This is a genomic window from Deltaproteobacteria bacterium, from assembly GCA_003696105.1.
In the GTDB taxonomy this organism is placed as follows: domain Bacteria; phylum Myxococcota_A; class Polyangia; order Haliangiales; family J016; genus J016.
This window is the reverse complement of the sequence record RFGE01000209.1, coordinates 1-26,558: the sequence shown is the minus strand read 5'-3', so window position 1 is coordinate 26,558 and position 26,558 is coordinate 1. Positions and strand designations below refer to the sequence as shown.

Below are 26,558 nucleotides of genomic sequence, written 5' to 3'. Positions count from 1 at the left end.
CGAAGGGCGCGAGGACGTACGCCGAAGATCGCCCGCAGATCGCGACCGCAGCCAGCGCCTAGGCGCAACGGCCTCCCCGATCCGACCACCGGCTCGCGACGCGGTTACGCGCCGAGGCGGGCGAGCGCGACCTCGACGGCGCGGTCCGGCGACAGTACGTGCAGCTCGTCGCGCAGGGCGGCGGCTCGGCGCTGCTCGTCGTCCGACAGCAGTCGCTCCGCCTTGCGGGTGGCCGACCGCGACAGGTCGATCGACGGCTCGATGCCGCGCGCTGCCAGCTCGCTCGACAACACGATCTCGCACGTCGCCGCGGCGCGCAGCTCGCGCGCGATCGCGTCGTCGCGCGGGTCGCCCGTCCCCACCTGCGCGGTGGCGACGATGGTGAGCGACCCGGCCTCCTCGAGGTTTCGCGCCGCGCCGAAGAACCGCATCGGCCGGTGGGGCGCCGACGGATCGGTTGCGGCGTACGCTCGCACCAAGCGGGACAGGGAGTCCACGACGATGACGGCGTCGCGGCCGCTCTCCGCCAGCCGCTTGGCTTTCTCCAGCACGACGTCGGCGACCTGGACGTGTCGCGCGGCGGGTTCGTCGAACGTGGACGCGACGACCTCTGCCGCGATCGCGCGCTTCAACTCGGTCACGTCTTCGGGCCGCTCGTCGACGAGCAACACGGTGAGCGCGGCGTCCGGGTGGTTGCGCTCGATCGCGGCGGCCAGGTCGGTGATCAGCCGGGTGCGCCCGGCCCGCGGTGGCGCTTCGATCAGGCATCGCTGGCCTTTGCCGATCGGCACGAGACAGTCGACCACGCGCGTCCACGCGGTGCCGCCGGGCGCGAGCCGCCAGCGGTCGACGGGGTAGGTCGGTGTGAGGTTGTCGAACAGCAGCTTGGGGGGGCGCGCGTCGGGATCGGCGCCATTTACCGCCTCGACTCGAAGCAGCGCGAAGTAGCGCTCGGACTCCTTGGGCGGGCGGACCAGGCCGGCGACGCGGTCGCCCGTGCGCAGGTCGAACCGGCGGATCTGCGACGGCGAGACGTAGATGTCGTCCGCTCCCGGCAGATAGTTATGGTCGGGTGCGCGCAAGAAGCCGAAACCGTCCGGCAAGATCTCGAGTACGCCCTCGGCGTGGAGGTCGCCGCCGCGCCGCGACTGCTCCCGCAAGATCGCGAACACCAGATCCTGGCGGCGCATCGAGCTGGCGCCATCAATGGCATGCTCGGTCGCCAGATCGATTAGATCCTTGATAGTCTTCTGCTTGAGCTCGGAGAGGCGCATCGGGCTCCGGCGCGGCGGGGTGGGGCGAACGGCGGGCAGCAGAGCAGAACGTCAGTCTAGCAAAAATCGTGCAGCCCAAACTGTCAAGGCATCGTCCATGGAGACCATTCGCGTTCGAGTTCGCGTGCGCGGTCGCGTGCAGGGCGTGTGGTTTCGCGGCTCGACCCGGGAGCGCGCGATGCGAGTAGGTGTGTCCGGGTGGGTGCGCAACCTGCCCGACGGCAGCGTCGAGCTGGAAGCAGAGGGGCCGCCCGAGGCGGTCGATGCGCTCGTCGACTGGTGCCGGCAGGGACCGCCCGCGGCGCGCGTCGACTCGGTGGAGGTCGAGCGCATCGCGCCGATTGGCGATCGCGGCTTCGAGGTGCGGCGATGACGGCGCACGGCAAGGATCTCGCGCCGTGGCTGCGCCGGCTCGCGGTCTACCGCTATGCGGCGGCGGCGATCGACGGCAAGCGCGTGCTCGAACTGAGCTGCGGCGCCGGGCGCGGCGCCGCGTTCCTGGCTGACCTGGGCGCGAGCCGCGTCGTCGGCGTCGACGAAGACCGCTCCGCGGTGGCCGCGCCGACGCCGGCGGCTGCGCGGGACGGCGTCGACCTGCGGGCCGGCCGCTACGGATCGCTCGAGTTCGACGACGGAGCGTTCGACGTGGTGATCGTGCCGGATGGCGCGCCGGTGTTGCGCCGGCGCCCCGTCGTCGACGAGCTGCGCCGAGTGCTGGCCGCCGACGGGTGTCTGATCGCGATCGTCGATAACGCCGATCGCCCCGGCACCAGCGGCGGCATGTCCTACTTCGAACTGGGCGAACGGCTCGAGCCGGCGTTTTCGCCGGTACGCCTGCTGGCCGACGCGCCGTTCGTCGCCGCGTCGATCGTCGAGTTTGCCGGCGACGACGCGCCGGCGGAGGTCGAACTCGACACGGCGCTGCGCGCGCTGGCGAGCGACGACGACGACGATGTGGCCGGCTACGTCGCCGTGTGCGGCCCGGGCGGCGCCGCGGTCGCGGGGCGGTTCGCGATCGTGCAGTTGCCGACGTTGGCCGGCGTGGCGGCTGCCGCTGCGGACCTCGGCATCGCCGGCCGCCGCGGGCCGGCGGACGCGGCGGACGTGCGGCAACTGCGCGCGCGGCTGCACGAACTGTTGGCGGAGCGCGCCGAGCACGCCAAGCGGGTCGAGGCGCTCAAGGCGCAGGTGGAGGATGCCCAGCAGGAGACCGGTCGCGTCGCCGCGGAGGCGGGTATCGAGCTGAATCGCGCGCGTCGCGAGCTGTCCGCCATGCGCAAGCGAGTGCTCGAACTCGAGGCGAAGGTCGCCGCCGCCGAGGAGGCCGCGGGTGCGCCGGCCGGGCCGCCGGCGCCCGAGCGAATCGGTGCCGTCGCAGAGGACGGGCACGCCGCCGGGGCGGCGGAGGGCGACGCCGCCGGCGCCGAGCCGACGACGGCGCGGCTACGCGCAGTCGCCGCGGCCGGCGACGGCGCGCCGACCAGCGAGCGCGCGACGCAGCGGATGGCCCCGCTCACCGGGGTCGGCGAGACGCCCGACGGGCGCGCGGAGACGGAGCGGATCGCCGAGGCGCTGGCCGCGCACGCCGCCGCGATGCGCGCGATCGAGCGCGAGCTGGCCGAGCGCACCGAGTTCGCCGAGGAACTGCGCGCCGAGCGCGACGCTGCCGCCGCGCGCGCCGACGAGCTCGCGGCCGAGGTCGCCCGCGTGCGCCGCGCGCTCGCGGAAAAGGACGCCGAGCTGCGCCGGTGGCGCACGCGCGCGTCACTGGCCGAGGGCGAGCTGGTCAAGCTGCGCCGCGCACTGCCGACCGCGGCGCCCGAGGCGGCGCCGGTGGTCGTCGAGTTCAGCGGATCGTCCGGCGAACGATGATCCGTTGAACTTACAACCCGAGTACGTCGCGCATCGAATACAGGCCGGCCGGTCGGCCGACGACCCACTCCGCGGCGCGCAGCGCGCCCCGGGCGAAGATCGCCCGCGAACCGGCGCGATGCACGAGTTCGAGCCGCTCCTCGGGGCCCAGGAACAACGCGGTGTGGTCGCCCGGCACGTCGCCGCCGCGCACGGTCGACACGCCGATCTCGCCGGCCGGCCGCGGGCCGATGTCGCCCTCGCGCGCGAAGCGGCCGACGGCGCGCAGGTCGACGCCGCGCCCGCGCGCGAGGGCCTCGGCGATCGCCAGGGCGGTCCCCGACGGCGCATCGCGCTTGTGGCGGTGGTGGATCTCGACGACCTCGAGGTCGAACTCCGGACCGAGCGCGCGCGCGGCCTGCTCGACCAGCGCGAGCATCAGCGTCACGCCCATCGAGAAGTTGGCGGCGACGACGACCGGCGCGCGCCGGGCGAGGGCGTCGAGCGCCGCGCGGGCCGCGTCGTCGAGGCCGGTCGTGCCGACGACCGCGGCCGTGCCGCACTCGGCGGCCGCTTCGGCGAGCGCGCGCGTCGCCTCGGGCGTGGTGAAGTCGACGTAGACGTCGGCGCCGGCGAGCGCCGACCGGTCGGAGGTGGCGACGATGCCGGGCGCGACCTCCGCGCCGACGGCCGGGCTGTCCTCGGCTTCGATCGCCGCCGCGATCGCGAACGCGTCGGGCCGGGCGAGGGCTTCGGCCACCACGTGGCGGCCCATGCGCCCGCCCGCGCCGGGTACGGCCAGCCGGATCACGCCAGCCCGTCCTCGGCGAGCCGGTCGCGCAGACGGTCGCGCAGCGCCGGCGAGCACTCGACCAGCGGCGGGCGAATCTCGGGGCCGATGTGGCCGAGCAGCGCGAGCGCCGCCTTGACCGGGATCGGATTGGGTTCGGCGAACAGCAGGCGCGTGAGCGGTTGAATGCGGTAGTGCAGTTGCCGCGCCCGGTCCCAGTCGCCATCGCGGGCTGCATCCCACATGTCGGCCATCCACGCCGGCGCGACGTTCGACACGACGGAGATGACGCCGCGCGCGCCGACCGCGTACAGCGCAAACGCGGTGAAGTCGTCGCCGGACAACACGGCAATCCGATCGCCGCAGCGTTCGATGATCTCGGTCGCGCGTGCGACCGACCCGGTCGCTTCCTTGATCGCGACGATGTAGTCGACCGCGGCGAGCCGCTCGACCGTCTCCGGCAGCAGATCGCAGCTCGTGCGGCCCGGCACGTTGTACAGCACGACCGGCAGGCGGCCCGCGCGTGCAACCGCCTCGAAGTGGACGTACAGCCCCTGCTGCGTCGGCTTGTTGTAGTAGGGGGTGACGTGCAACAGGGCGTCCGCGCCGGCCTCGCGGCAGGCGATCGACAACTCCACCGCCTCCGCCGTCGAGTTGGCCCCCGCGCCCGCGACGACCGGCACGCGCCCGCGCGCGACCTCGACGACGCGCCGCACGACGGCGACGTGCTCCGGCGGAGCGAGCGTCGCCGACTCGCCAGTAGTTCCCACGGCAACCAAGCCGTCGATGCCGGCCTCGAGTTGGCGCTCGACGAGTGCATCGAGCGCGGGAAAGTCGACCGCGCCGTCGCGCATCGGGGTGACGAGCGCGGTCATCGCACCTTCGAGCTTCACGTGTTGTCTCCTGTGAGAATGGCGCGGGCGCGGTCGGCGTCCGCGCGGATTTGCGCGACGAGGGCGTCGACGCCGTCGAACCGGCGCTCGCCGCGGATGCGGTCGACGAATGCGACCCGGATGCGTCGCCCGTACAGGTCGCCGTCGAAATCGAACAGATGGACCTCGAGCGCGAGGTTGTCTCCCTCGCGGAACGTCGGCCGCGTGCCGAGGTTTGCGACGCCGCCGAACGCCCGTCGATCGTCGAGGACGACGGCGCGCACGGCGTATACGCCCGGCGGGGGCAGCAACAGCCCGGCGGGGACCGCCACGTTCGCGGTCGGAAATCCGAGCGTGCGGCCGCGGCGATCGCCGCGCACGACGACGCCGTCGACGTCGAGGTCGCGGCCGAGCAGCCGGCGGACGCCGTCGAGCTTGCCGAGCAGGGCGAAGTCGCGGATCTTGGTGCTCGACGCGACGAGTCCGTCGACGGTCACCTGCGGGACGACCGTGACGTCGAAGCCGCGCGCGGCGCCGGCGGCGCGCAGGGTGTCGGGCGTGCCGGCGCGGTCGCGGCCGAATGTGAAATCGTAGCCGACGACGACGTGGCGCGCGCCGATCACGTCGGCCAGCAGGTCCACGAACGCCGACGGCGGCATCCTCGCGAGGTCCGGGGTGAACGGTTCGAGGATGCACACGTCGACCCCCGCGTCGGCCAGAAGCTCGAGCTTGCGCTCGCGCGACGTGATGAGCGGGGGCGCCAGATCGGCGGCGAGCACCGTCGCCGGGTGGGGGTCGAACGTGAACGCCACCGCATCGCCGCGGTGGGCGCGCGCTGCCGCGACCGTCGCGTCGATCAGGCGCCGGTGGCCGACGTGCACGCCGTCGAAGTTGCCCAGGCACACGGCCGGACTCGCCAGCGGTCGGAACAGCGCGCGGTGACCCTCGAATACCTCCATGGGCGCGTGCAGCATAGCCCGATCTCGGAGGCTGTTGCGCCTGGCCGGTGGCTGCGGGCGCGATCGGCGGGCGATCGTCGGCGGACGTCCTCGCGCCCTTCGGTACCGTATGGATATACGCGCGCTCGTGCGCTGCGGGCGTGCGCCGAACCACGCCTCGCAGCTCGCAACCTCGCTGGCGCGCCGATACGCAACAGCCTCCTAGCGCCGGTGGTTTCGCGCGCGGCCGCCGCGGCGGTACAGTCGCGTGCGTGGACCGCGCCCGCGTATGGCTGCCGCGCGCGATCGCCGTCGCGGCGTTCGCGATGTACGCGCTGGCCGCACCGCCGTCGCTGTACTGGCGGGACGCGGGCGAGCTGGGCGCCGCGGCCATCGGGCTGGGCAGTCCGCACCCGACCGGGTTTCCCCTCTACATGGCGCTCGCCAAGCTCGCGTCGCTGATCCCGCTGGGCGAGTTGGCGTACCGCGTGCATCTGCTGTCGGCGATCTGCGCGGCGGCCGGCGTGTGGTGCGTCGGGCGCATCGCACTCGACGTGCGCGACGACGCGGCGGCGGTGGCGGGCGCGTGCGCGGGCCAGCTCGCGCTGGCGCTGTCGCTCGTGTGGTTCCGGCACGCCACGACCACCGAGGTGTACGCGCCGACCGGAGCGGCGCTGGCGCTGACGCTGCGGTGGTACGCGCGGGTGGCGCGCGGCGGCGGGCCGCGCACCGGCCTGGCGCTGGCGTGGCTCGCCGGGCTCGGCGCGGGGCTCCACGCGAGCTACCGGCTGCTGCTGGCCGTGCCGATCGCCGCGCTGTTGTTCGTACGCCTCCGCCGCGGCGCGCGCTGGCCGCTGTGGACGCCGGCGCTCGCCGTGGCGGCGGCCGCCGCGGTGCACGCCTACCTGCCGGTGCGGTCGGCCTCCGGCCGGGCCGCGGCGCTCGATTGGGGCCACCCGCGCACCGCGGCGGCGTTCGTGGACCACGCGGTCACCGCCCGGCGCATCCGCGTCGCGTACGCGGACGAGATCGGCGTGCGGATGAGCGGACTGCGGCGCGCGGCCGCGCAGGCGGCCGACCACCTCGGTCCGCTGGCGCTGTTGGCGGCGGTCGGCGGGTTGGTGTGGGCGTTCGCCCAGCGGCGCGAGCGCTGGCTCGCGGCGGCGCTCGCGGCGGTCGGCGCCGGCGATCTCGCCTATTCGGCGTGGCTCAACCCGCGGGGGCTGGTGGACTTGCAAAACGGCGTGCCGCTCGCGGTCGCCGTCGCGATCGCGACCGCGCTCGGCGTCGCGTGGTTCGCCCGCGCGACGGGCAGGGCCGCCCCCTTTGCCGGCGCGGCGGTCGCGGTGTGGATCGCGGTGCCGATCGCGCTGGTCGGCGGCAGCGCGCGCTGGGCGGCGGCGGCCGGCGACGCGCCGCGCCGGTGGGGCGAGGCGGCACTGGCCGACGTCGGTCCGCGCGGGGTCGTGCTCGCGCGCTCGGACGACACGGCGTCCGCCCTGTTCTTTCTGTCGCTGGCCGAGATGGCCCGCCCGGACGTCGCGGTGTTGGTGCGGCAGCACCTGTGGGACGTCGACCGCAACCGCGCGGTGCTCGCTCGCGCGCGCGCGCCGGTCGATCCGGTCCATCCGGTCGCCGCGCTGGCGGCGCAGGCGCGGCCGGTGGGATGGGAACTCGGCGCCGACCGCCCGCCGCCGGGCATCGCGCTGCGCGCCGGGCCGGTGGTCGCGACGTGGCAGCGCGGTCCCGTGTCCGGTGTGGCCGACGTGCGCGCGGCCGCCCGCCGGCTCGCGCGCGTGCTGGCGGGCCCCGACGGCGCCGATCCGAACGCGGCGCGCGCGCACGCGGCGGCGCTCGTGTCGCTCGGGCGCCTCGCGTACGCGCGCGGGGAGTTCGAGGCCGCCGGTGCGCTGTTTCGCGCGGCGGCCGCGGTACGGCCCGACCACGTGGCGGCGTGGGTCAATCTCGGCGTCGTCGCCGACCGACTCGGCCGGTACCGCGAGGCGGCCGAACTCACCGAGCGGGCGCTCGCGCTCGCGCCGGACCACGCGGTCGCCCGCGTCAACGCCGCGCGGTTCTGGCTGCGCGCGGGCGACGACGCGCGAGCGCGATACCACGCCGAGCGGGCGGTGGCGACCGAGCCGACCGCGGACGCGCTCGCGATCGCGGGCATCCTCGACGCGCGCGCGGGCCGGTTCGACCGCGCGCGGCGCCGGCTCGTCCGCGCGTTGCAACTGGACCCGAACCACGCCGATGCGCGCGACAACCTCGCGCGCTTGCCGCCGCCGCGCGCCGGCGAGTGAGCCGCTTGCCGGGTCGCCGGGCGCCGCCGCCGCGGGTTCACGCCAGCCCGACCGCGCGGCAGATCGCGTCGACGCGGTGGGCGTAGGTGTGGGCGGACCGTACGCGCTCGATGCCCTCGGCGGCCACCGCGTCGCGGTAGTCGTCGTCGCTCAGGAACCGGCGGATCGCCCGCCGCGCTTCGTCGGTGGACCGCGCCACCGCGACGACGCCGCCGAACAGCCGCTCCATCCCGACGCTCGGCGTGCTCACGACGGCGGTGCCGCAGGCGAGCAGCTCGAACACGCGGCGCGCGAACATGGTCGGCGAGGTCGCGACGGAGTTGACGTTGAGGAACACCTTGTGGCGGCGGTACTCGTCGGCCAGCCGACGGTAGTCGATCGCGGGGCGCAGGTAGCGGGCGAACCGCGGAGGGAATGCCTTGTGCGCGGTCTTCGCCGCCGAGTTGCGATCGTAGATGACCAGGTCGAAGTCGGCCGCGGCGTCCAGCAGCATGTCGAGGTGGCGCCGCCGGTCCGCAAACTCGGGCTCCCCGTACGAGCCGGCGAAACACACCGTGTCGGTGCGCGGCCCGCGCGGCGGGTAGTGCAGCGCCGGCTGCGCTGCGAACGGCAGGGGGTGGACGCGGTCGGGCGGCAGACCGCATCGCGCGACGTACGCGTCGACGCAGTCGGCGTCGGTGGTGAACACGACGTCGAACAGGCGCGCCGCGTCGACGAAGCGATCGAACAACACGGGATCTTCCTTGCCCCAGAACACCGTCGGGATACCGCGCGCGCGGCAGTAGTCGACGACGCGGTCCAGCGTGCGGCTGCGCGGCCGTCCGGGGTAGCGGGCGACCTTGCCGGTCCACGAGCCGGCGCGCCCGCGCCACGCGGACTCGACGAACAGAAGGTGCGGGCGGAACGCGGCGAGCTGCAGCCGCCAGATGCGCGCATCGACGGACAGCAGCCGCACCTCGGGTGCGAGGCACGCCGCGGTGAACGCATCGACGACGGCGGCGACGCGAAGATTGCGCGCCGGCCGGGTCACGGCGGGACGGCGACGGCGGGCGGACACCACGCGGCGAGCAGCGCGTCGGCCACGCGCTCGGCGGCGCGGCCGTCCCAGCCGTCGATCGCCGGGGGCGCCGGCCGCGGCCTGGCCAGCACGTCCGCGACGACCGCGCGCGCGGTGTCGAGGTCGTCGACCACCGTGTTGGTCCCGGCGGCCACGGTGATCGGCCGCTCGGTGTTCGGCCGCAACGTCACGCACGGCACGCCGAGATAGGTCGACTCCTCCTGGATGCCGCCGGAGTCGCTGATGACCAGCCGCGCGCGGTCGAGCAGGTGAAGGAGTTCGCGGTAGCCGAGCGGCTCGCGGAGGTGAACGCCCGGGGCGGCGGCGAGTCGGTCGCGCAGGCCGAACTCGCGCAGCGCGCGGTCCGTCCGCGGGTGCACCGGAAACACGATCGGGATGGCGGCCGCGACGCCCGCGAGGAAGTCCACGACGGCGGCCAGGCGCTCGCGTCGATCGACGTTTGACGGGCGGTGCAGCGTCACGAGCGCGAACGCGTCCGGCACGTCGTCGACCGCGACGGCGCGCGCCGCGTCCAGCTGGTGGACGAGCGTGTCGATCATGACGTTGCCGACGTAGCGGATCCGCGACGGCGCGACCCCCTCGGCCCGGAGATTGTCGATGCCGGCCGGTTCGCTCACGAGGAGCAGGTCGGAGACGGCGTCGGTGACCACCCGGTTGATCTCCTCGGGCATCGTCCGGTCGAACGACCGCAGGCCAGCCTCGACGTGCGCGACCGGAATGTGCAGCTTCGTGGCGACGAGCGCGCACGCCATCGTCGAGTTCACGTCGCCGACCACGACCACGCCGGCGGGCGGCTCCGCGCAGCCGAGGAGATAGTCTTCGAACGCGAGCATGATGCGCGCCGTCTGCGCGCCGTGCGATCCCGAGCCCACCTCGAGCGACACGTCGGGGGGGCGGATGTCGAGCTGGCGAAAGAACACGTCCGACATCGCGTCGTCGTAGTGCTGCCCGGTGTGCACGAGGACGGTGGCGGGCGCGCCGGGACGCCGCGCGAGTGCGCGCAAGATCGGCGCGACCTTCATGAAGTTCGGGCGCGCGCCGGCGACGACGACGATCGGAGCCACCGCGTCCGTCGCTACGGGAAGATGCCCCGCTCGGCGTAGGCCTGCTGAATGCGCTCGAGCGCGACGCCGTAGCACGCCGTACGCCAGTCGATGTCGCGCTGGCGCTGCAGCTGGCGGACGGCCGCGTACGTCCGCCGCATGCGCCGCTCGAGCTTTTGCTCGACCTCCTCGAGATCCCACCGCTCCGCCCGCTTGTTCTGCAGCCACTCGTAGTACGACACGACCACGCCGCCGGAGTTGCACAGCACGTCCGGGATGACGTCGATGCCGCGCTCGTGCAGGATCCGCTCGGCGTCCGGGTGGGTGGGGCCGTTGGCGCCCTCGGCGACGAGCTTGCACTGCAGCTTGCGCGCCTCCTCGGTGCCGATTTCCAGTTCGAGCGCCGCCGGTACGAACAGCTCGCACTCCACCTCGAAGAACTCGTCCCGGGAGATCGCCTCGGCGCCCTTGTACTCGACGACGCTGCCGGTCTGCGCGACGTGCTCCGCGAGTCGGTGCGGGTTGATCCCCTCCGGGTTGTAGATGTAGCCCCGGTAGTCGCCGACCGCGACCATCGAGCAGCCGAGCTTGCCGAGCAGCCGCGCCGTGTGAGAGCCGACGTTGCCGAACCCCTGGACGATCACGCGCGCTCCGTCCAGTGAGAAGCGAGTCTCGTGGGCCCACTCGGTGATGCAGTGAACGATGCCGGTGCCGGTCGCCTCGCGCCGGCCGTGCGATCCGCCCGACGTGATGCTCTTGCCGGTCACGACGCGGCGCACGGCGTTCTTTTCGGTGTAGCCGGTCACGTTCATGAACGTGTCCATCATCCACACCATGATCTGCTCGTTCGTGCCGACGTCCGGAGCCGGGATGTCCCACTCCGGCCCGATGTTGCTGCCGAGCGCGTGGGTGAACCGGCGCGTGATGCGCTCGAGTTCGGCCTTCGAATGGGCGCGCGGGTCGAACTTGATGCCGCCCTTGGCGCCGCCGAACGGGATGTCGTGCATTGCGCTCTTGTAGGTCATCCACACGGCCAGCGCCTTCATCTCGTCGAGATTGGCCTCGTGGTGATAGCGCATCCCTCCCTTGAACGGGCCGAGCAGGTTGTTGTGCTGGATGCGGTAGCCCTTGAACATGTGGTAACGGCCGTCGTCGAGGCGCACCGGGAAGTTGACGATCAGCTCGTTTTTCGGCTGCCGCAGGATCTCGGCCACGTCGGGGTCGATGCGGCAGGCCGTGACGGCCCGCTCGACCTGTCCGGTCGCGATGTCGAACAGGTTGCCGCGGTCTTTCAATGAGGTGTCGGTGCTCATAGGATGGGGCGTTGCTACTGCCGGGCGAGGTTTTGGTCAAGCGCGCATGAACGAGTTTCCCGACATGGACCTGGCGCAAGCGGTGGCCGGCGGCGGATCGCTCGCCGACCGGGTGCTGAGGCCCTGGGAACGTACACGAATCGACTGGAGTTTCGCCAGCGACGCGATCGCGCGCGAGCTGCGCGCGCGCCCGGCGCTGGCCCACCGCGAGCGCCAATTCGTCGCCGAGACGGTCTACGGGCTCATCCGCAACCTGCGGCGCGTGGACGCGGCCCTCGCGGCCGGCGGTTTGCGCGCCGCGTCACGCGCGCCGGACCGCGAGCGGCTGCTCGCCTATCTGGTGCTCGAGGCCGGGCTGCCGGTCGGCGTCGCGGCGCGGGCGGCGCCGGCGGTCGACTGGCGCGCCGTGGCCGACGTCGACGCGCGCATCGCGCGCGAGCGCGACCCGGCCCGCCGGTTGGCGTTGCGGTGGTCGCTGCCCGACTGGCTTGCGGCGCGACTGCGCAGCGACTGGGGCGACCGAGCCGAGGCGCTGGCCGCCGCGCTCAACCGGCGCGCGCCGATGACCGTCCGCGCCAACACGCTCGTCGCGGACCGCGACGCGCTCGCCGCGGAGCTCGGCCGCGACGGCATCGCCAGCGAACCCGGGCGCTGGTCGCCGACCGCGCTGCACGTGACCACGCGAACCAACTTGTTCGCGCTGGCCGCGTTTCGCCGCGGCGCGTTCGAGGCGCAGGACGAGGGCAGCCAGCTCATCGCCGATCTCGTCGCGCCACCGCCCCGCGGGCGGGTCGTGGACGTGTGCGCGGGGGCGGGAGGCAAGGCGCTCGCGCTCGCGGCGGCGCTCGGCGGCCGCGGCCGCGTCGTCGCGGCCGACGTCGACCGGCGCAAGCTCGCCGAACTGCGCCGGCGCGCGCGCCGGGCCGGCGCGACCAACATCCAGACGGTCGCGCTCGAGCCCGACGGCGAATACCCCGCGCCGCTGGCACGGCTGGCGGGGCGCGCCGCGCGCGTGCTCGTCGACGCGCCGTGTTCCGGGATCGGCGCGCTGCGCCGCAACCCCGAGGCGCGCTGGCGCCTGTCGGAGGCGGACCTGGACCGGCTGCCGCGGCTGCAGCTCGCGATCGCGCGGCGGGCGCGGGAGCTGGTCGCCCCGGGCGGCCGCCTGATCTACGCGACCTGCACGCTGCTGCGCGCCGAGAACGAGGCGGTGGTCGCCGCGCTCCTCGCCGAGTCGCCCGAGTTCGAGCCGATGCCCGCGAAGGCGGTGTGGGGACGCGACCGGGCGGCGGGCATCACCGGCGCCGGCGGCCGCTACCTCGCGGTCAACCCGGCGGACCACGGCACCGACGGGTTCTTTGCGGCGGTGGTGCGGCGCGCGCGCTGACGGCGGATCACAACCACGGCGGCACGCCGACGAGCGCGACGGCGCTGCGCACCTCGACCGCGCCGACCGCGGGCTCGCTCGGCTCGAGGCGCCGGTTGTACGCGACGAGGCGGTAGACGTACAGCCCATTCGGCAGCGCGCGGCCGCCGCGGTCCCGCCCCGCCCACGGAATGGACGCGGTCGTTCCGGGAACAACGGGAGCGTAGACCGCGTAGACGCTGCGGCCGGCGCGCTCGATGTCGAGCCGCACGAACGCGGTGGCCGCGTCGACCGCGACCTCGAACGCCATCACGTCGTCGACGCCGTCGCCGTCGGGCGACACGGGCGCGCCGGGGGTGGCGACCACGGCCGGCGGCTCGGGGATGGCCGGCGGTGGCCGGTCGTCGACCACCGCGCACACGTTGGGGGTGCCGAGCGCGTTGCCGTTGGACGATGCGTCGCGGCCGCGCAGCTTGACGCGCACGCCGTAGCTGGCCTGCGCCTGCGCCGCCGGCACGATCCGCAGCGCGTCGGCCTCGTCGTCGTAGGTGAGCACCGACGCGCCGGTAATGTCCGTCCACGGGCCGGAGCAATTGGGCGACGCCGACGCTTCGACGCGCGTGGCGGCCAGCACGCTCGCTGCGTCCATCGGCTCGTCGAACTGAACGACGAAGGCGTCGCCCTTGCCCCAGCAGGCGGCGTCGCACGCGCCCGGCGCCATCGCGGCGATCGCCGGCGGGTCCCGGTCGTCGACGAACGCGACCCGCGTGTGCCCGGCGGCGGTGACCGCGCCGGTCGTCTCGTCGCGGAACTCGGCGTAGACGATCGCGTCTCCCTCCGTCATCGGCGCGAGGGCGTCCCACGCGACGTCGTCGAAATGGGTCCCCTTGTGCAGGTCGACCTGAATGCCGGGGATCGATGGGCGCACGTCGCGCGTCGCGTCGAGGGCGCCGCGATCGGCAAACACCGTCACGTAGGCGTGAGCGCTTCCCTCGGCGAGCTTCGTTCCGGCGCAGTCGGTGAGGTTCGTCGGGTCGCCGTCGCCGGCCATGTCGACGCGTACGGGCAGATCGTCGGCGAGATCGATCGCCTCGCCGGCGCGCGGCTTGTTGAACTGGATGGCGCCGGTCGGATACGGCGGGGCGGCCGGTGCGCCGACGAACACGGGCGCCGGGCCGGCGACCGTGTCGCGCGCGGCCATCGAGTTGGCGACCGTGAGCCAAAACGGGTACGCGCCCGGCGCCGCGTACGCGATCGCCGGCGGGTCGGGCGCTGCGCTCGCGGCCGGCGAGCCGCCCGGCAGCGACCACGCCCACGTCGTCGCGCCGATCGAATCGCTGCCGGCGAACCCGATCGTGCCCCCGGCGCACAGCTTGTTGTCCGGCGGCAGCGGAGCGGAGATGACCGCGGTCGGCGGCGAGGTCGCCGCCACGGCGAACGAGCCGGTCTCGCTGTCCGACACCAGCGCGCCGGTGTCCGAGAACCAGCCGCGCGCGGTAGCCGTGACGTCGACCGCGCCCAGCGCGGCGGCGGAGGCGACCGCGACGTCGAACCGCGCCGTCGCGGTGGCACCGGCCGGCACCGCGTCGGGCCGGTCCCACGTCGCGGCCGTCGCGAAGTCGCCGCCGGCATCGCCGCCGCCGCGGCGGTAGGCGAGGGCGACATCCACCAGGCGCGCGTCGCGGGCGGTGCGATTTTCCACGTCGACTTCGATCGCGAACCGCTCGCCGCGCGACACGGTCGCCGGCGCGCGCACGGCGGTGACGACGAACGCGCGCGCGGCGGCGATCGCGATCGGGCCGGACTCGTCGGCCGGGCCGTACGACGACTCCGCGCGCACGGTGCCGGTCCCTTCCGCGGCCGGCGTGAGCTGCGCGGTCGCGGCGTCGAACGTGTCGAGCGTGCCGGACGCGATCGACCAGGTGACGGTGCCGACGTCGGCGGTCGGGTTGCCGTCGGCGTCGACCGCGCCGGCGATCGAGAACGTCACCGGCGGATCGCCGACGGCGAGCGACAGGGTGTCCGGCACGACATCGAACCGCGCGACGCGGCCGGGCGACACGGACAGCGTCCCGGTCGCGGCTGCCGGCAGCGCGGCGTGCGCGGCGGTGATCGCACCGCTGCCCGGCCGGGTGGGGTCGAACGTGGCGCGGTCGCCGGCGGCGGGCGCGATCGCGCCGATCCCGCCCGCGACGGCCCAGTCGACCCACTCGTCGGCGACGAAGTTGCCGAACGCGTCCCGGCTCACGGCGTACACGGCGAGGCTGTCGTCGGTGGTGAGCGCGCGGTCGCCGATCGGTGCGCCGGCGCCGCCGGGGGCGTCCTCGATCGTCAGGCTGGCCGGCGGGCCCGCCGCGACGGCGATCTCGCCGGTCCGCGCGTCGCCGGCGTCGGGATGGGTGGCGGCGATCGCGCCGGTGCCGATCGCTCGGGCGCGCAATACCGCCGACACCGGCGGGTCGGCGGGGACGAGTTCGCCGATCGCGCCGTCGAGCGACCAGTGCGCCGGCACGTCGGCGACGAACGCGCCACCGGCCGTCCGCACCACGGCGTACGCGACCAGCTCGTCGCCGGCGGCGAGCGCGCGGTCGCCGATCGGCTCGCCGGCGCCGCCGGGCGCGTCTTCGATCGACAGCGGCAAGCCCACCGGTGTGTCTTCGACCGCGAGCGCGCGCGGCAGCGCGAGCCGCTCGCCGCGCGGCGTCGTGACGGTCACGTCGTAGATCCCCGGCGGCAGCCCCGCGGGGACGACGGCGTCCAACCGGGTCGGATCGCGCCAGCGGACGTCGATCAGTGCCACGTCGCCGGCGCGCACGGCCCAGTCGTTTTGGACGGCCGGCGCCGACGGGTCGTCGAGGCGGGTCGACACCGCCGCGTACAGGTCGGCGCCGCGCACGGCGATCGGCGCGTCGGCCCACGCGGACACGCGCGCCGGTTCGACCGCCGACAATCGCGGCGCCGGTACGCGGTCGCTGCACGCCGCGGCGGCCGCGGCGACCGCCAGCGTGGCGCAGACCGGCGATGCCACGATCGAGGGGAACCCGATCGGCGCTCTAGCCATCCGGCAGAATTGTACCGTAAGGTGGCAGCGTGCCCATCGGCCTCGACGTGGTGACTCGAACGGACGAGGTCGTCGCGCTGCGCGACGACTGGCAGGCGCTCGCGGATCGCGTGGGGGACGGGCCGCTGCTGCGCGGGCCGACGTGGCTGCTCGCGTGGTGGAGCGCCTATCGCGACGCGCTCGGCGCCGATCCGCTCGTGCTCGCCGCGCGCGACGGCGGCCGGCTCGTCGGCGTGGCGCCGTTTTACCGGCGCGCCGCGACCGAGGGCGGCATCCGTGTGCGCGAGGTGCGCATGATGGGCGACGCCGGGCCCCATCCGCCCTACCTGTCGGTCGTGGTCGAGCCGGGCTACGAGCAGGCGTGTGCGGTCGCCATGGCCGACGCTTTGCGCTCGGTCGACCCGCCGTGGGACGTGGTCGACCTGCAACCGATCCCCGACGTATCGCGCCTGCGTGCGCTGTTCGTCCAGCGGATGGACCCGAGCGGCAAGCGGGTGCGCACGTCGGAGGGCGGGACCTGGTTGCGGGTGAGCCTGTCGCTGGGAGGGTTCGACCTCGACGAGGTGTTGCCGCCTGACCCCCGGGCGCGCGCCTACGTGGAAGATTCGGCGGCGCTGCGCAAGGGGCTCGCGGCGCTGCGCCGGCTGTCGCGACTCGAATGGGCGGATCGGGACGAGCCGAGTCCGCTGGCCGACGCCGAGGCGACGCGCCTGCTGGAGGACGCGGTTCGGCAGTGGGGAGCGGCGGGCCACGCGCGGTTCGCGCGGCTCGACGACGACGCGGGCGAGGCGATGGCGGGCGCCCTGGTGGTGGACGACGGCGATCGTGCAGTCGTGCTCGCGCTCGCCGTCGATCCCGAGCGAGCCAGCGGCGGCGCCGCCACGCGACTGCTCGCGGCGGAAGCCCGCGCGGCGATCGAGCGCGGCCTGACGGCGATGGACGTCGTCGTCGGCGCGGCGGAATACGCGCCGCCTCCGTTGCCGGTACAACGGCGTCGAGCGCTGCGCCTGCGCATCTTCAACGCGTCGGCGTCCGCGGCGCTCGTGCGCACCTACGGCGCGCTGCGCCGCCGCGTCGACGCGGCCCGCGAGGCGCCCGCCGCAGCCGCGGCCGGCGCCCGCGCGGCGTGGACGCGCATCCGTACGGCCGCGGCGTCGGTCGCCAAGTACGGCCGCTTCCACCTGTACCGGGGCGAATTGTGGACGCGCGGTATCCCCGAGGTGCCGGGACTCGAGTTGAGCTTGTTGTCGCAAGACGCGTTCGACGCCCTGTCGGATGCCGACCGCGACGACCTGGTGTCTGCGCTCGAACTCGACGAGGCCTATGGCCGCCACAAGTGGGGCCGGGGCGACCTGGTCGTGCTCGCGCGACTCGATCGCCGGCCGGCTGGCATCGCCTGGTGCGCGCGCAGCGCGGTGGAGGTGCCCGAACTCGAGCGCGCGGTCCGTCCCGGCCCGCACGAGTGCTACATCCACGACGTATTCGTCGCGCCCGCGGCGCGCGGCCGCAACGTGGCGCCCGCCATGCTCGAGTTTTTGGCCAAACAACTGCGCGCCCGCGACGTGTACCGGTCGTGGGCGCTGATCGAGCCGAACAATGTCGCGAGCGTGCGCGCGTTCGAAAAAGCGGCGTACACGGCCGTCGCCGACATCGTCTATGCTCGCATGGCCGGCGTCGAGCGGGTCACCGTCCGCCCGCCGGATCCGCAGGCGAAACAGCTGTTGGGATTGGCATGACGACGACCGATCGAATCACGCTCGTGGTACTCCGCGACGACGGCAAGCGCGAGAAGTTCACGCTCAGTTCGTGGGTCGGCATTCCGCGCAAGCACGAGCTGTTGTGGCTCGGCGAGGACCCGTATACGGTCGTCGAGGTCGAGTACGCCGTGTCGGAGGGATTTTTCGGCGCGCGCACGATCGAGGCGGCCGGGGTCTACGTTCGCCGCCTCACGGAAGACGAGCAGGCCGCCGTCGCGCGTAGACTGGCGACGCCGGCGCGCGGCGAGGACGACCAGCCGTTTCGCCCGTGACCCGGCGGCTAGCAGGCTGTCGCGCATAGGCGCGCCCGCGAGGTTGCGAGATGCGAGGCGAGGTTCGGCGCACGCCCGTAGCGCACGAGGGCGCGTATCAACATACGGTACCGAAGGGCGCGAGGACGTACGCCGACGATCGCCCGCAGATCGCGACCGCAGCCAGCGGCTATGCGCAACAGCCTCCTAGCGCGTGTGGTGCGCGGCGAACGCGCCGACGCGAGCCGTCGCGGCGTGCGCCTCGGGCAACAGCGAGTACAGGTGCCAGGCGTGGATCATGTCGGGCCATACGTCGAGGTCGACCGAGACGCCGGCGTCGCGCGCGCGCCGCGCGAACCGCAGCCCCTCGTCGAGTAAGCACTCTGCGCCGCCGACGTGGACGAGCAGCGGCGGCAGGCCGGTGAGGTCGGCATGCACGGGGGACACGCGCGGGTCCTCGCGCGACATGTCCGCCGGGCAGAACGCGCGCGCGGCAAATTCGAGGGTGGCGCGGGACAGGTAGTCGTAGCGGGCGTGGTCGCGGATCGACGCGGACCGGCCGGCGAGGTCGACCCACGGCGACAGCAGGGCCCACGCGGCCGGCAGGGGGCCCGCGCCGTCGCGCAGCGCAATGAGCAGCGCGGCCGCGAGGTTGCCGCCGGCCGACTCGCCGGCGACGGCGATCGATTCCGGCGACACCCCGCGGTCGAGGAGCCAGCGGTAGACGGCGAGAGCGTCGTCGAGCTGCGCCGGATAGCGGTACTCGGGCGCGAGCCGGTAGTCGGGCGCGAGCACCGCGATGCCGGCAGCCTCGGCCAGCCGCGACAGGAAGTCGCGGTGGGATTCGGGCGAGCCGATCACGTAGCCGCCTCCGTGCAGGTACAACAGAGTGCGAGACCGATCGCAGCCGGGCGCGTACAGCCACTCGGCGGGTACGCCGCAGGCATCGACGCGCTCGCATGCCACGCGGGCGACCGCGTCCGTGCGCAGCAGCGCGGTCTCGGCGGCGCGCCGCTGCCAGCGGATCGGCAACCGGATCGACTGGCGTGCGTAGACGTGCAGGAACGTCGCGAGCGTTTCGGTTTCCGACGACCAGGTCGGGCGCATCGGGCCGCGCAGCGCGCGCCGCGCCCGCACCGCGCCGTGCGCGACGCGCATCATGCGCTCGATGGGCGGCATGCGACGGGGCGCGATTGGGCTGGCGGGCGGCGCGAACGGCCCACCCGAAACTCGGGGCCCGCGGGCGTGCGGCGGGGAAACGTCGTCATATCCCGTCGGTCGGCGGCTTGAGGATCCGCAGCCGGTCGCGCAGCCCGCTCGACACGCTCACGCGGTTGTCGGCGCCGACGAACACGGCCTCGACGCCGTCGAGGCGCTCGACCAGTTTCATTCCGCGCTCCGGCCCCATGACGAACAGCGCGGTCGACAGGCCGTCAGCGGTGATCGCGTCCGCGGCCATCACGGTGACCGAGCGGCAGCGCCGCGCCGGACGCCCGGTGCGCGGGTCGAGGATGTGGTGGTAGCGCACGCCGTCCTTGACGAAGCCGCGTTCGTAGTCGCCCGAGGTAGAGAACGTGCGGTCCTCGATCGGAGCGATCGCGAACGGTTCGCCGCGGCCGCCGCGCGGGTCGCGGATGCCGACCATCCAGTTGCGGTCGCCCTTGCGTCCGGCGACGTACAGGTCGCCGCCCGCCTGGACGAGAAAGTTGTCGAACCCGGCGGCGCGCAGCAGTGCGACCGCGCGGTCGACCGCGTAGCCCTTCGCGATGCCGCCGAGGGTGATGCGCATGCCGCGCCGGGCGAGCCGTACCTGGCGCGTCGCGGGGCGCAATTTGACCCCGCGGTAGCCGATCAGGCGCACGCGCTGCGCGATTTGCTCGTCCGTCGGGATCGACCCGTCCTGGTTCGTCCCAAACTTCCACAGGTCCCAGAACGCGCCGACCGTCACGTCGAACGCGCCGTGCGTGAGCTTGGAGATGTCGAGCGCGCGCCGCAGCACCGCGAAGGTCTCGGGGTCGACCGTCGCCCACTGGCGGGTGCCGGCGGTGGCGTTGATCCGCGCGACGACGCTGGTGTCGTTCCACGACGTCATCAACGCTTCGATCCGGTCGAATTCGTCGAACACGCGCGCGATCGCGCGGGCGGCGGCTTCGTCGTCGTCTCCCCAGATCGTGACGGTCACGATCGTGCCCATCACCTGGCGCGACCGCCGGATGTCGTGATCGGGCGCGCGGCCGGCGCCGGCTAGGGCGGTCGGGGACAGCCCGGCGATGGCGCACGCGACCGCCGCGGCAACCCACGCGCGCGCGCGCCTCATCGGCCGCCGCGTCCTCGGTGTGCTCGCGTCACCGGTGCAACGCATCGGCGGTCCATCCCCCGCGTCACGCCGCGCGGCCGTCGCGCTGCGCGGCGCCGTCATCGTTCATCGCAAGCGCGGCGGTCGCCGCCGCGGTCGGTCGACGTGTCGCAGCCACTACCGCAGCCAGTCGATGACCTTGAGGACCACGAGGATGCCCGCCGTCGCGAGCGCTGCGAGGAACACGAGCAGCGCCAGGCCGAGGCCCGTCTGCGTCTTTTCCTGCATCCCCTTCCACATGCCGACCCCGGCGGGGACGACGGCCGCGACGGCGACGAGCGCGCCGACGAGCGACCCGCTCGAAAACCCTCCGGCGGCGGCGATGATCAACGCCGCCACGACCAGCGCAGCGCCCACGTAGGTCGCCATTCTCGATGGTGATTCCGACATGGATCCTCCTGAGCGGCCGTTGTGACCGCGCTACGCAGAGTAGCACGCTCGCGGCCGCGCGATATCCTGTCGGTATGGGTGCGCTCGCCGGCGTCACTGCGGCTGCGGCCGTCGCGGCGGCCACGTGCAGCTCGCCGTCGGCGCCGCGCACTGCCGCGGGGCGCCCCCTCGGCGCGCCGGCCGCCGCGGCCCCCCGCCGCGCCGCCTCGGTGGCGCCGCACGCCCGCATCGACCCCGGCGCGATCGTCGCGGACGTGGCGCGCCTGTGCGCCCCGGAGTTTGCCGGGCGCGGTTCGTACCAGCCGGGCGGCCGCGCCGCGGCCGAGTGGGTCGCCGCGCGGTTTGCCGAGGCGGGGCTCGACGTCGTGCGCCAACCGATCGGAGACGGCGCGATCAACGTCGTCGGTGTGCGGCGCGCCGGCCCGCGCGCAGTCGTCGTGTCGGCGCACTACGACCACCTCGGCGTCGGCCCCGACGGCACGGTCTACCCCGGCGCCGACGACAACGCGTCGGGCGTCGCGGTGATGCTCGCGGTGATGCGCGCGGTGGCGGATCGGCCGTCGCGACGGACGTTGGTGTTCATCGCGTTCGGCGCCGAGGAGCCCGGCCTGCGCGGGTCCCGCGCCTACGTCGACGACCCGGTGTGGCCGCTCGACGCGACCGAACTGGTCGTCAACTTCGACATGGTCGGACGCAATCTGTTCGAGTGGCTCGGTAGCGGGCGGCCCCGCGCAGTCGGCGTGGTCGGCATCGAGGCCGACGCGAGGGCGCGGCGCCTCGTGATGGCGGCGGCGCGCGCCGAACGGCTGCAGGTCGTCGCCGGCACCGCGCGGATGCTGGCGTGGCTCGGCATGGATCGCCGCACCGACGACTGGTGGTTTCGCCAGCGCGGCGTGGCGACGATCCATCTGTCCACCGGCCTGCACCGCGACTACCACGAGCCGACCGATACGCCGGACCGGCTGCGCCCCGACCAGATGGTGCGGATTGCGCGCCTGGCGACGCGGGTCGTCGCCGACGTCGCGGGCGTGCGGTGAACGCCGGGCGCGCGGCGCGGGCGCGGCCGGCTCAGCTCTCGGCGTACGCGCGCAGCTGCTCGCGCAACAGGTCGTCGGACAACTTCGCGCGAATGTCGTCGATCAGGCAGTCGGCGATCGCGATGAGCATGTCGTTGACCCCGCGCTCCTCGACGAGCTTCGCCAGCAGCTGGCGCGACTCGCGCGAGTCGTCGTCGCGCAAGAAGTCGCGGACCATCTCCAGCGTCAGGTCGCCCTGGAAATCGATGATCAGGTTGTCGCGCAGGTAGGCTATGAGTCTGTTCACCGGTGACTCCTCGTCGTCGTCGAGCGCCGTTGCCGGAGCCGTAGTATCCTAATGGCGCAGCAGTTTCAAGCTGTCGTGCTGCACAGTTGAATTCGGAACCGCGATGGCTCGCATCCTCGTCACCGGGTTTTGCGCCGTCCCGGGCCCTCACCGGGTCGGGGTGCAGATTCCGCACGTGTTGCGCGCGCTGTCGGGCCGCCACCAGGTCGAAGTGCTCACGATCCGTCGCGGCGAGCAGGCCTACGTGGAGCAGTACCGGCGGACGCGGATGCTTCGCGTGCCGGTCCCGGAGGCGCCGGTCACCAAACAGATCGACGCCTTCCGTCGCGCGCTGCGCCGCCAGCTCGAGGGGGCCGAGTACGACGTCGTCCACTTTCGCGACGGTTGGGCGGGCGTGCCGGTCATGGAGCTGCGCGATCGGCTCAAGCTTCGCACGGTGTTCGACGTCGCCCGCGGTCCGATGGCGCAGGCGCCGATCCCCGACGAGGCGCTGCAGGCGGCGCTCGCGCGCGACGAGCAGGCGTGTCTGGCCGCTGCGGATCTCGTGCTGGCGCCGACGGAGCCGGCGGCGCGGTATCTGTCGTCGCGCGGCGCCGGCGACCGCGTGCGCCTCGTGCCGCCGGGGGTGGACGTCGATCGCTTCGACTGGGATCACGCCCGCCCGGGGCCGGCGCGCATCGTCTACGCGGGCATGATCCGGCGCGGCCGCGGCATCCGTGCGCTGCTGCGCGCGATGGTCGAGGTCGTCACCCGCACCGACGCGCATCTCGCGCTGATCGGCCCGGTCGATCCCGGCTTCGTCGACGTGCTGCGGCGCGACATCGCCAAGTACGGGTTGAGCCAGCGCGTGTGGGTACCGGGCGCGGTGGACAACGAGCGCGTGCCCGAGGAGCTCGCAGCCGCGACGATCTGCGTCGCGCCGATGGCGCTGGAACTGGCGCGCCAACCGACGGCGCTGTACCCGACCAAACTGCTCGAGTACATGGCCTGCCGCCGGGTGCTCGTCGCGCCGCGCTGCGGCACCGTCCGGCTTGTGGTGGACGACGGCCAGCACGGGGTCCTGTTCGAGCCGGGCGATCCGACCGATCTCGCCGCCCAGATCCTGCGGCTGCTCGCGGATCCGGCGCTGCGCGACCGGCTCGCGCGGGCCGCGTACGACCGGGTTCGCGCCGGCTACACCGCCGCCGCGACGCGCCGCGAGCTGCTGGCGGCGTACGAACCGTTGGTCGCGGACTTGCCCGAGACGACCGACACCGGCCCGCGCGTGTTCGGCCCGCTGCACGAGCGCGACGAGACCGCCGAGGTCACCGACTCGCAGCTCGAGCCGGTCGACGACGACGCGCGCCCGCCCGTCCGGTCGGCCGACACGGACGCGGAATCGCTGTTCGCGGCGCCCGCGCCGTTTGCGCCGGAAGCGGCGGACGACCCCACCAACGTCGAGGTGTCGATGCCGCTGGCCGAACGGACCGACGAGAGCCCGGTCGCCGGTGCGTCCGAGTGGGTCGTCGCACCGCCGGGCACCGCGTCCGGCGCCGTGCCGATCGACATCCCGCGCACGCGGACCGCCACCGCGCTGCGCGAAAATCGGTTCGTCGCGGGGGAACTCGAGGTGCCGAGTCCGGCCAGCGAGCGGGTACCACAGGGCGCCGCGCCCGACGAGGACGAGCCGGTCATCGGCATGTTCGCGGCGGCGGCGCCGCTGCTCGGCGACGACGCACCGGACGACACGGGCGAGGCGGCGCCCGCGCCCGACCCGGAGTGACGCGCGGCGCGCGGGCTCGCGCGACCGTGGTAGCCTGGGAACCCGATGCACATCGCCGCCGCCCTTGCACGCTCGTCGCCCGGGGCGCGCGGCACGCTGGGAGCCACGTAGCCGTCCGAGGAGTCGCGCCATTCCGATCGTCCTGCTGCTCAACGCGCTGTTCGGCCTCGCATTTTCCCTGTGCGCGCGCGATCGCGTGCGCGCGGACGGGCCGTTCGCCGCCCCCGCGTTCCTGCTCGTGCTGTCGTTTTGCGGCGTCGTCATGGTGCCGGTCGTCCTGTACCTGTATCTGGCGCACCCGGCGTGGCTGTGGATGTATTGGATCGATCCGGCCGACGTCCCGTCGCTGGCGGTCGTCCCCGTGGTCGCGGCCACCGCGGGCGCGCTCATCGGCGGCTATTACCTCGGGGCGCGGCTCGTGCGCGCCGACCGCGCGCGGGCGGCGCGCTACGCGGCGATCGGCGCGGGTGTGGCGGCGGGCGCAGTCGCGATCGCCGCCCGCGACCGGCTGCTGCACTACGGCAGCTTTCGCGACTACCGCGACGGCGTCGCGCTCGATCTCATGGACGTCAAGCTCGGCTACGTCCTCGTGGTCGTCGCGCTCGGGGTCGGGGCGGCGGCGGTGTACGTGGGACTCGAACTGTTTCGCGACTCGCGCCGCGTTCGCGCCCGGTAGCGGTTCGCGGGGAGCTGGCCCGCGCTCGATCCCAAGCCCCTGGAATCCTTGATCCGGGGGGCGGACCAGTGATAGACCGAGGGTGGCGATGGGCACGGCCGGGAAATACGTCGGGGCGGTGGTGGCGATCGCGGCGTTCGCGGCCGCGTGCGGTCCGATCGAGTACGTCAATCAAGTCACGCGCAAGGCCGGCCGGGCAGTCGCCGCGGCCGACGCCGTAAGTACCGACGACGACGCGCGCTACATCTATTGGTCGACGCTGGCGCGCGAGTATCTGCACCAGGCGCGGAGGGAGGCCGCGTTCGCCGACTTCCAGGCTGCCAACCGGTTCGGGCGCAAGGCGGCGTTCGCGGCGCACAAGGCGCGGGAGGCGGCGCTGCAGGTCGCCAAGGACCCCTCGAAGCGCGTGCCACCGCTGGATGCCGCGGCGCCCGACGGCGGCGACGGCTTCAGCGACATCGACGTCGAGGAGCCGCCGCCTCCGAAACGCGAGGAACCGTGAGCGCGCGGCGAGCGGCTTCGGAGTTCGGACCGGCGCGGCGCGCGGCGCGCCCGGCAACGTGCGCGGCGGCGGTCGCCGTCGCGTGTCTCGCCGCCTGCGCCGGGGCCGAGTTGCGCGCGCGGTCGGGGGCCGTGCGCGACCTGATCGCGACCGCCAAGGACAACGGAGCCGTCCGATGTGCGCCGCGCGAGTTGGCGCTGGCCGAGTCGCACGTCGATTTCGCCGACCAGGAACTCGACGAAGGCCGCTACTATCCGGCGCGCTCGGAGCTCGCGATCGCCGAACGCAACGCCCGTGCGGCGGTGCGCAAGTCGCCGAAGGACCGGTGCGCGCCGAAGGCCGAGCCGGCGGTGACCGCTCCGTCCGACCGCGACGGCGACGGCATCGTCGATCCGCAGGACGAGTGCCCGGACGACCCCGAGGACAAGGATGGATTCCAGGACGCGGACGGGTGTCCGGACCCCGACAACGACGTCGACGGCATCCTCGACGCCGACGACAAGTGTCCGAACGACGCGGAGGACGCCGACGGATTCGAAGACGGCGACGGCTGCCCGGAGGACGACAACGACGGCGACGGGCTGGCCGACGCGATCGACCAGTGCCCGAACGAGGCGGAGGACGCCGACGGATTCGAAGACGACGACGGCTGTCCCGACTGCGACAACGATGGCGACGGCGTACCCGAGTGCCCGCAGGTCGTCGACCAGTGTCCGGACCAGCCGGCCCAGACCCCCGACGGCTGCCCGAAGAAATACAAGAACGTCGTCGTCACGAAGTCGAAGATCGAACTCAAGCAGACCATCTACTTCGAGACCGGCAAGGCCACGATCAAGCCCGTGTCGTTCGGGTTGCTCGACGAGGTGGCGCAGGCGCTCAAGGACAACCCGACGATTACGGTCAGGATTGAGGGACACACCGACAGTCGGGGAAGTCGCGCGTACAACTTGCGGCTCAGCGACGCGCGCGCGAAGGCGGTGCGCGATTACCTGATCGCAAAGGGGATTGCCCCGGAACGGATGGTCGCGCAGGGGTTCGGTGAGGACGTGCCGATCGCCGACAACCGGACCGCGGAGGGGCGCGCGCAAAACCGGCGGGTGGAGTTCGTCATCACCAGCCGCTAGCGGCGATGGAGTCACGATGAAGCACGGACGATGGACAGTGGTATGCGCCGTGGTCGGCGCCCTCGCCGCGCCGGCGGTCGCTCGCGCCGACAGCCGCGCGGTCAAGGCGATCGAGCGCAAGAACCGCGAGGCGATGGAGAACTACGACCTGCTCGACTACGAGGCCGCGAAAAAGGGCCTCACCGAGGCGCTCGCACTCGCGAAACGGAGCAAGCTGGATCGCCACAAGGTCGTCGCGCAGACCCACATGTTTCTCGGCATCGTCGAGTTCAGCGGGTTCGGGGACCGCGATGCGGCGTTGGTCCAGTTCATCGACGCGGTGTCCATCGATCCCACCATTGAGATTCCGACGGCGTATCGCAGCCAGGAGGTGGACGCGCTGTTGGCGGAGGCGCGCGCGCAGTCCGGGGGGACGCGGGGCGGCGGAGACGTGCGGCCGGCGGTCGACTGCGGATCCGTCTCCGGCATGCAGCACGACCTCGTCGACGAGGCCGATGCCGGCGTCGACCGGCAGATCACGGCGCACGT

At 73.8% G+C, this 26,558-nt stretch carries 24 protein-coding genes; 12 read left to right on the top strand and 12 right to left on the bottom strand.

Features of this window, described 5'->3' with window-relative positions; all coding sequences use genetic code 11:
* Window positions 1-104 precede the first annotated feature (104 nt).
* Window positions 105-1,274 (bottom strand): transcription termination factor Rho, encoded by a 1,170-nt coding sequence (locus D6689_13990; GenBank protein ID RMH40396.1) that lies wholly within the window; start codon window positions 1,272-1,274, stop codon window positions 105-107.
* Window positions 1,275-1,371: 97 nt separating this feature from the next.
* Here D6689_13990 and D6689_13985 point away from each other — a divergent pair, with 97 nt between their 5' ends.
* Together D6689_13985 and D6689_13980 are read left to right on the top strand one after the other, a co-directional pair.
* Window positions 1,372-1,647 carry an acylphosphatase gene (locus tag D6689_13985; GenBank protein ID RMH40395.1) on the top strand — a complete coding sequence of 92 codons (276 nt, stop codon included), beginning with the start codon at window positions 1,372-1,374 and terminating at the stop codon, window positions 1,645-1,647.
* Entirely contained in the window at window positions 1,644-3,146 is a 1,503-nt protein-coding gene (locus D6689_13980; protein ID RMH40394.1) for a class I SAM-dependent methyltransferase, read from the top strand. Before D6689_13985 ends, D6689_13980 begins: the two co-directional genes overlap by 4 nt.
* Before the next feature lie 10 nt (window positions 3,147-3,156).
* On the opposite strand, the gene D6689_13975 is transcribed toward D6689_13980, so the two are convergent.
* The 3 genes from D6689_13975 to D6689_13965 are packed head-to-tail and all read right to left on the bottom strand — an operon-like array spanning window position 3,157 to window position 5,746.
* On the bottom strand, window positions 3,157-3,933 hold the full coding sequence (locus D6689_13975; GenBank protein ID RMH40411.1) for a 4-hydroxy-tetrahydrodipicolinate reductase: 777 nt from the start codon (window positions 3,931-3,933) through the stop codon (window positions 3,157-3,159).
* Window positions 3,933-4,790, bottom strand: coding sequence for a 4-hydroxy-tetrahydrodipicolinate synthase (locus tag D6689_13970; GenBank protein RMH40410.1), 858 nt, complete (start codon window positions 4,788-4,790; stop codon window positions 3,933-3,935). The genes D6689_13975 and D6689_13970 overlap by 1 nt, the downstream gene beginning before the upstream one ends.
* Before the next feature lie 14 nt (window positions 4,791-4,804).
* A complete protein-coding gene (locus D6689_13965; GenBank protein RMH40393.1) occupies window positions 4,805-5,746 on the bottom strand; it encodes a bifunctional riboflavin kinase/FAD synthetase in 942 nt (313 codons plus the stop codon).
* Between the two features lie 251 nt (window positions 5,747-5,997).
* Here D6689_13965 and D6689_13960 point away from each other — a divergent pair, with 251 nt between their 5' ends.
* The gene (locus D6689_13960; GenBank protein RMH40392.1) at window positions 5,998-8,028 is read left to right on the top strand and encodes a DUF2723 domain-containing protein; all 2,031 of its coding nucleotides are present in this window, start codon (window positions 5,998-6,000) and stop codon (window positions 8,026-8,028) included.
* Window positions 8,029-8,065: 37 nt separating this feature from the next.
* Here D6689_13960 and D6689_13955 read toward each other — a convergent pair whose 3' ends face one another.
* From D6689_13955 to D6689_13945, 3 genes are read right to left on the bottom strand one after another with little or no spacing between them, the layout of a single operon-like run.
* On the bottom strand, window positions 8,066-9,088 hold the full coding sequence (locus tag D6689_13955) for a hypothetical protein (GenBank protein RMH40391.1): 1,023 nt from the start codon (window positions 9,086-9,088) through the stop codon (window positions 8,066-8,068).
* The gene (locus D6689_13950; protein ID RMH40390.1) at window positions 9,055-10,170 is read right to left on the bottom strand and encodes a UDP-N-acetylglucosamine 2-epimerase (non-hydrolyzing); all 1,116 of its coding nucleotides are present in this window, start codon (window positions 10,168-10,170) and stop codon (window positions 9,055-9,057) included. Before D6689_13950 ends, D6689_13955 begins: the two co-directional genes overlap by 34 nt.
* 11 nt (window positions 10,171-10,181) lie before the next feature.
* The gene (locus D6689_13945; protein ID RMH40389.1) at window positions 10,182-11,462 is read right to left on the bottom strand and encodes a Glu/Leu/Phe/Val dehydrogenase; all 1,281 of its coding nucleotides are present in this window, start codon (window positions 11,460-11,462) and stop codon (window positions 10,182-10,184) included.
* Between the two features lie 46 nt (window positions 11,463-11,508).
* Here D6689_13945 and D6689_13940 point away from each other — a divergent pair, with 46 nt between their 5' ends.
* Window positions 11,509-12,849: an RsmB/NOP family class I SAM-dependent RNA methyltransferase gene (locus tag D6689_13940; GenBank protein RMH40388.1), complete on the top strand. Its 1,341-nt coding sequence runs from the start codon at window positions 11,509-11,511 to the stop codon at window positions 12,847-12,849.
* A 7-nt stretch (window positions 12,850-12,856) separates the two neighbouring features.
* Here the strand turns inward: D6689_13940 and D6689_13935 are convergent, their stop codons facing one another.
* A complete protein-coding gene (locus tag D6689_13935) occupies window positions 12,857-15,889 on the bottom strand; it encodes a hypothetical protein (protein ID RMH40387.1) in 3,033 nt (1,010 codons plus the stop codon).
* A 29-nt stretch (window positions 15,890-15,918) separates the two neighbouring features.
* On the opposite strand from D6689_13935, the gene D6689_13930 reads away from it, so the two are divergent.
* Complete coding sequence (locus tag D6689_13930) at window positions 15,919-17,625, top strand: GNAT family N-acetyltransferase (protein RMH40386.1); 1,707 nt, start codon at window positions 15,919-15,921, stop codon at window positions 17,623-17,625.
* The gene (locus D6689_13925) at window positions 17,622-17,918 is read left to right on the top strand and encodes a hypothetical protein (protein ID RMH40385.1); all 297 of its coding nucleotides are present in this window, start codon (window positions 17,622-17,624) and stop codon (window positions 17,916-17,918) included. Before D6689_13930 ends, D6689_13925 begins: the two co-directional genes overlap by 4 nt.
* Before the next feature lie 186 nt (window positions 17,919-18,104).
* Here the strand turns inward: D6689_13925 and D6689_13920 are convergent, their stop codons facing one another.
* The 3 genes from D6689_13920 to D6689_13910 form a co-directional block, all read right to left on the bottom strand.
* The gene (locus tag D6689_13920) at window positions 18,105-19,076 is read right to left on the bottom strand and encodes an alpha/beta hydrolase (protein ID RMH40384.1); all 972 of its coding nucleotides are present in this window, start codon (window positions 19,074-19,076) and stop codon (window positions 18,105-18,107) included.
* 85 nt (window positions 19,077-19,161) lie between these two features.
* Entirely contained in the window at window positions 19,162-20,316 is a 1,155-nt protein-coding gene (locus D6689_13915; protein ID RMH40383.1) for an FAD:protein FMN transferase, read from the bottom strand.
* A 54-nt stretch (window positions 20,317-20,370) separates the two neighbouring features.
* Window positions 20,371-20,622 carry a hypothetical protein gene (locus D6689_13910; GenBank protein RMH40382.1) on the bottom strand — a complete coding sequence of 84 codons (252 nt, stop codon included), beginning with the start codon at window positions 20,620-20,622 and terminating at the stop codon, window positions 20,371-20,373.
* A gap of 5 nt (window positions 20,623-20,627) precedes the next feature.
* Between D6689_13910 and D6689_13905 the strand changes: the two genes are divergently transcribed.
* A complete protein-coding gene (locus D6689_13905) occupies window positions 20,628-21,680 on the top strand; it encodes a M20/M25/M40 family metallo-hydrolase (GenBank protein RMH40381.1) in 1,053 nt (350 codons plus the stop codon).
* Between the two features lie 31 nt (window positions 21,681-21,711).
* Here the strand turns inward: D6689_13905 and D6689_13900 are convergent, their stop codons facing one another.
* Window positions 21,712-21,966 (bottom strand): hypothetical protein, encoded by a 255-nt coding sequence (locus tag D6689_13900; GenBank protein RMH40380.1) that lies wholly within the window; start codon window positions 21,964-21,966, stop codon window positions 21,712-21,714.
* 103 nt (window positions 21,967-22,069) lie between these two features.
* Here D6689_13900 and D6689_13895 point away from each other — a divergent pair, with 103 nt between their 5' ends.
* From D6689_13895 to D6689_13875, 5 genes are all read left to right on the top strand, one after another.
* Window positions 22,070-23,728, top strand: coding sequence for a glycosyltransferase family 1 protein (locus D6689_13895; protein RMH40379.1), 1,659 nt, complete (start codon window positions 22,070-22,072; stop codon window positions 23,726-23,728).
* Window positions 23,729-23,792: 64 nt separating this feature from the next.
* Complete coding sequence (locus D6689_13890) at window positions 23,793-24,404, top strand: hypothetical protein (GenBank protein RMH40378.1); 612 nt, start codon at window positions 23,793-23,795, stop codon at window positions 24,402-24,404.
* 82 nt (window positions 24,405-24,486) lie between these two features.
* Window positions 24,487-24,906, top strand: coding sequence for a hypothetical protein (locus tag D6689_13885; protein RMH40377.1), 420 nt, complete (start codon window positions 24,487-24,489; stop codon window positions 24,904-24,906).
* Window positions 24,903-26,030, top strand: a complete 1,128-nt coding sequence (locus D6689_13880; protein RMH40376.1) for an OmpA family protein — start codon at window positions 24,903-24,905, stop codon at window positions 26,028-26,030. Before D6689_13885 ends, D6689_13880 begins: the two co-directional genes overlap by 4 nt.
* 37 nt (window positions 26,031-26,067) lie before the next feature.
* The coding region (locus tag D6689_13875; protein RMH40375.1) for a hypothetical protein at window positions 26,068-26,558 on the top strand (491 nt) is incomplete at its 3' end.

Bases quoted from the DNA above. Each gene is read 5' to 3' on its own strand.
- D6689_13990 (RMH40396.1), bottom strand. From the start codon at position 1,274: ATGCGCCTCTCCGAGCTCAAGCAGAAGACTATCAAGGATCTAATCGAT.
- D6689_13985 (RMH40395.1), top strand. From the start codon at position 1,372: ATGGAGACCATTCGCGTTCGAGTTCGCGTGCGCGGTCGCGTGCAGGGC.
- D6689_13980 (RMH40394.1), top strand. From the start codon at position 1,644: ATGACGGCGCACGGCAAGGATCTCGCGCCGTGGCTGCGCCGGCTCGCG.
- D6689_13970 (RMH40410.1), bottom strand. From the start codon at position 4,790: ATGACCGCGCTCGTCACCCCGATGCGCGACGGCGCGGTCGACTTTCCC.
- D6689_13965 (RMH40393.1), bottom strand. From the start codon at position 5,746: ATGGAGGTATTCGAGGGTCACCGCGCGCTGTTCCGACCGCTGGCGAGT.
- D6689_13945 (RMH40389.1), bottom strand. From the start codon at position 11,462: ATGAGCACCGACACCTCATTGAAAGACCGCGGCAACCTGTTCGACATC.
- D6689_13940 (RMH40388.1), top strand. From the start codon at position 11,509: ATGAACGAGTTTCCCGACATGGACCTGGCGCAAGCGGTGGCCGGCGGC.
- D6689_13935 (RMH40387.1), bottom strand. From the start codon at position 15,889: ATGGCTAGAGCGCCGATCGGGTTCCCCTCGATCGTGGCATCGCCGGTC.
- D6689_13925 (RMH40385.1), top strand. From the start codon at position 17,622: ATGACGACGACCGATCGAATCACGCTCGTGGTACTCCGCGACGACGGC.
- D6689_13920 (RMH40384.1), bottom strand. From the start codon at position 19,076: ATGCCGCCCATCGAGCGCATGATGCGCGTCGCGCACGGCGCGGTGCGG.
- D6689_13915 (RMH40383.1), bottom strand. From the start codon at position 20,316: ATGACGGCGCCGCGCAGCGCGACGGCCGCGCGGCGTGACGCGGGGGAT.
- D6689_13910 (RMH40382.1), bottom strand. From the start codon at position 20,622: ATGGCGACCTACGTGGGCGCTGCGCTGGTCGTGGCGGCGTTGATCATC.
- D6689_13905 (RMH40381.1), top strand. From the start codon at position 20,628: ATGGTGATTCCGACATGGATCCTCCTGAGCGGCCGTTGTGACCGCGCT.
- D6689_13895 (RMH40379.1), top strand. From the start codon at position 22,070: ATGGCTCGCATCCTCGTCACCGGGTTTTGCGCCGTCCCGGGCCCTCAC.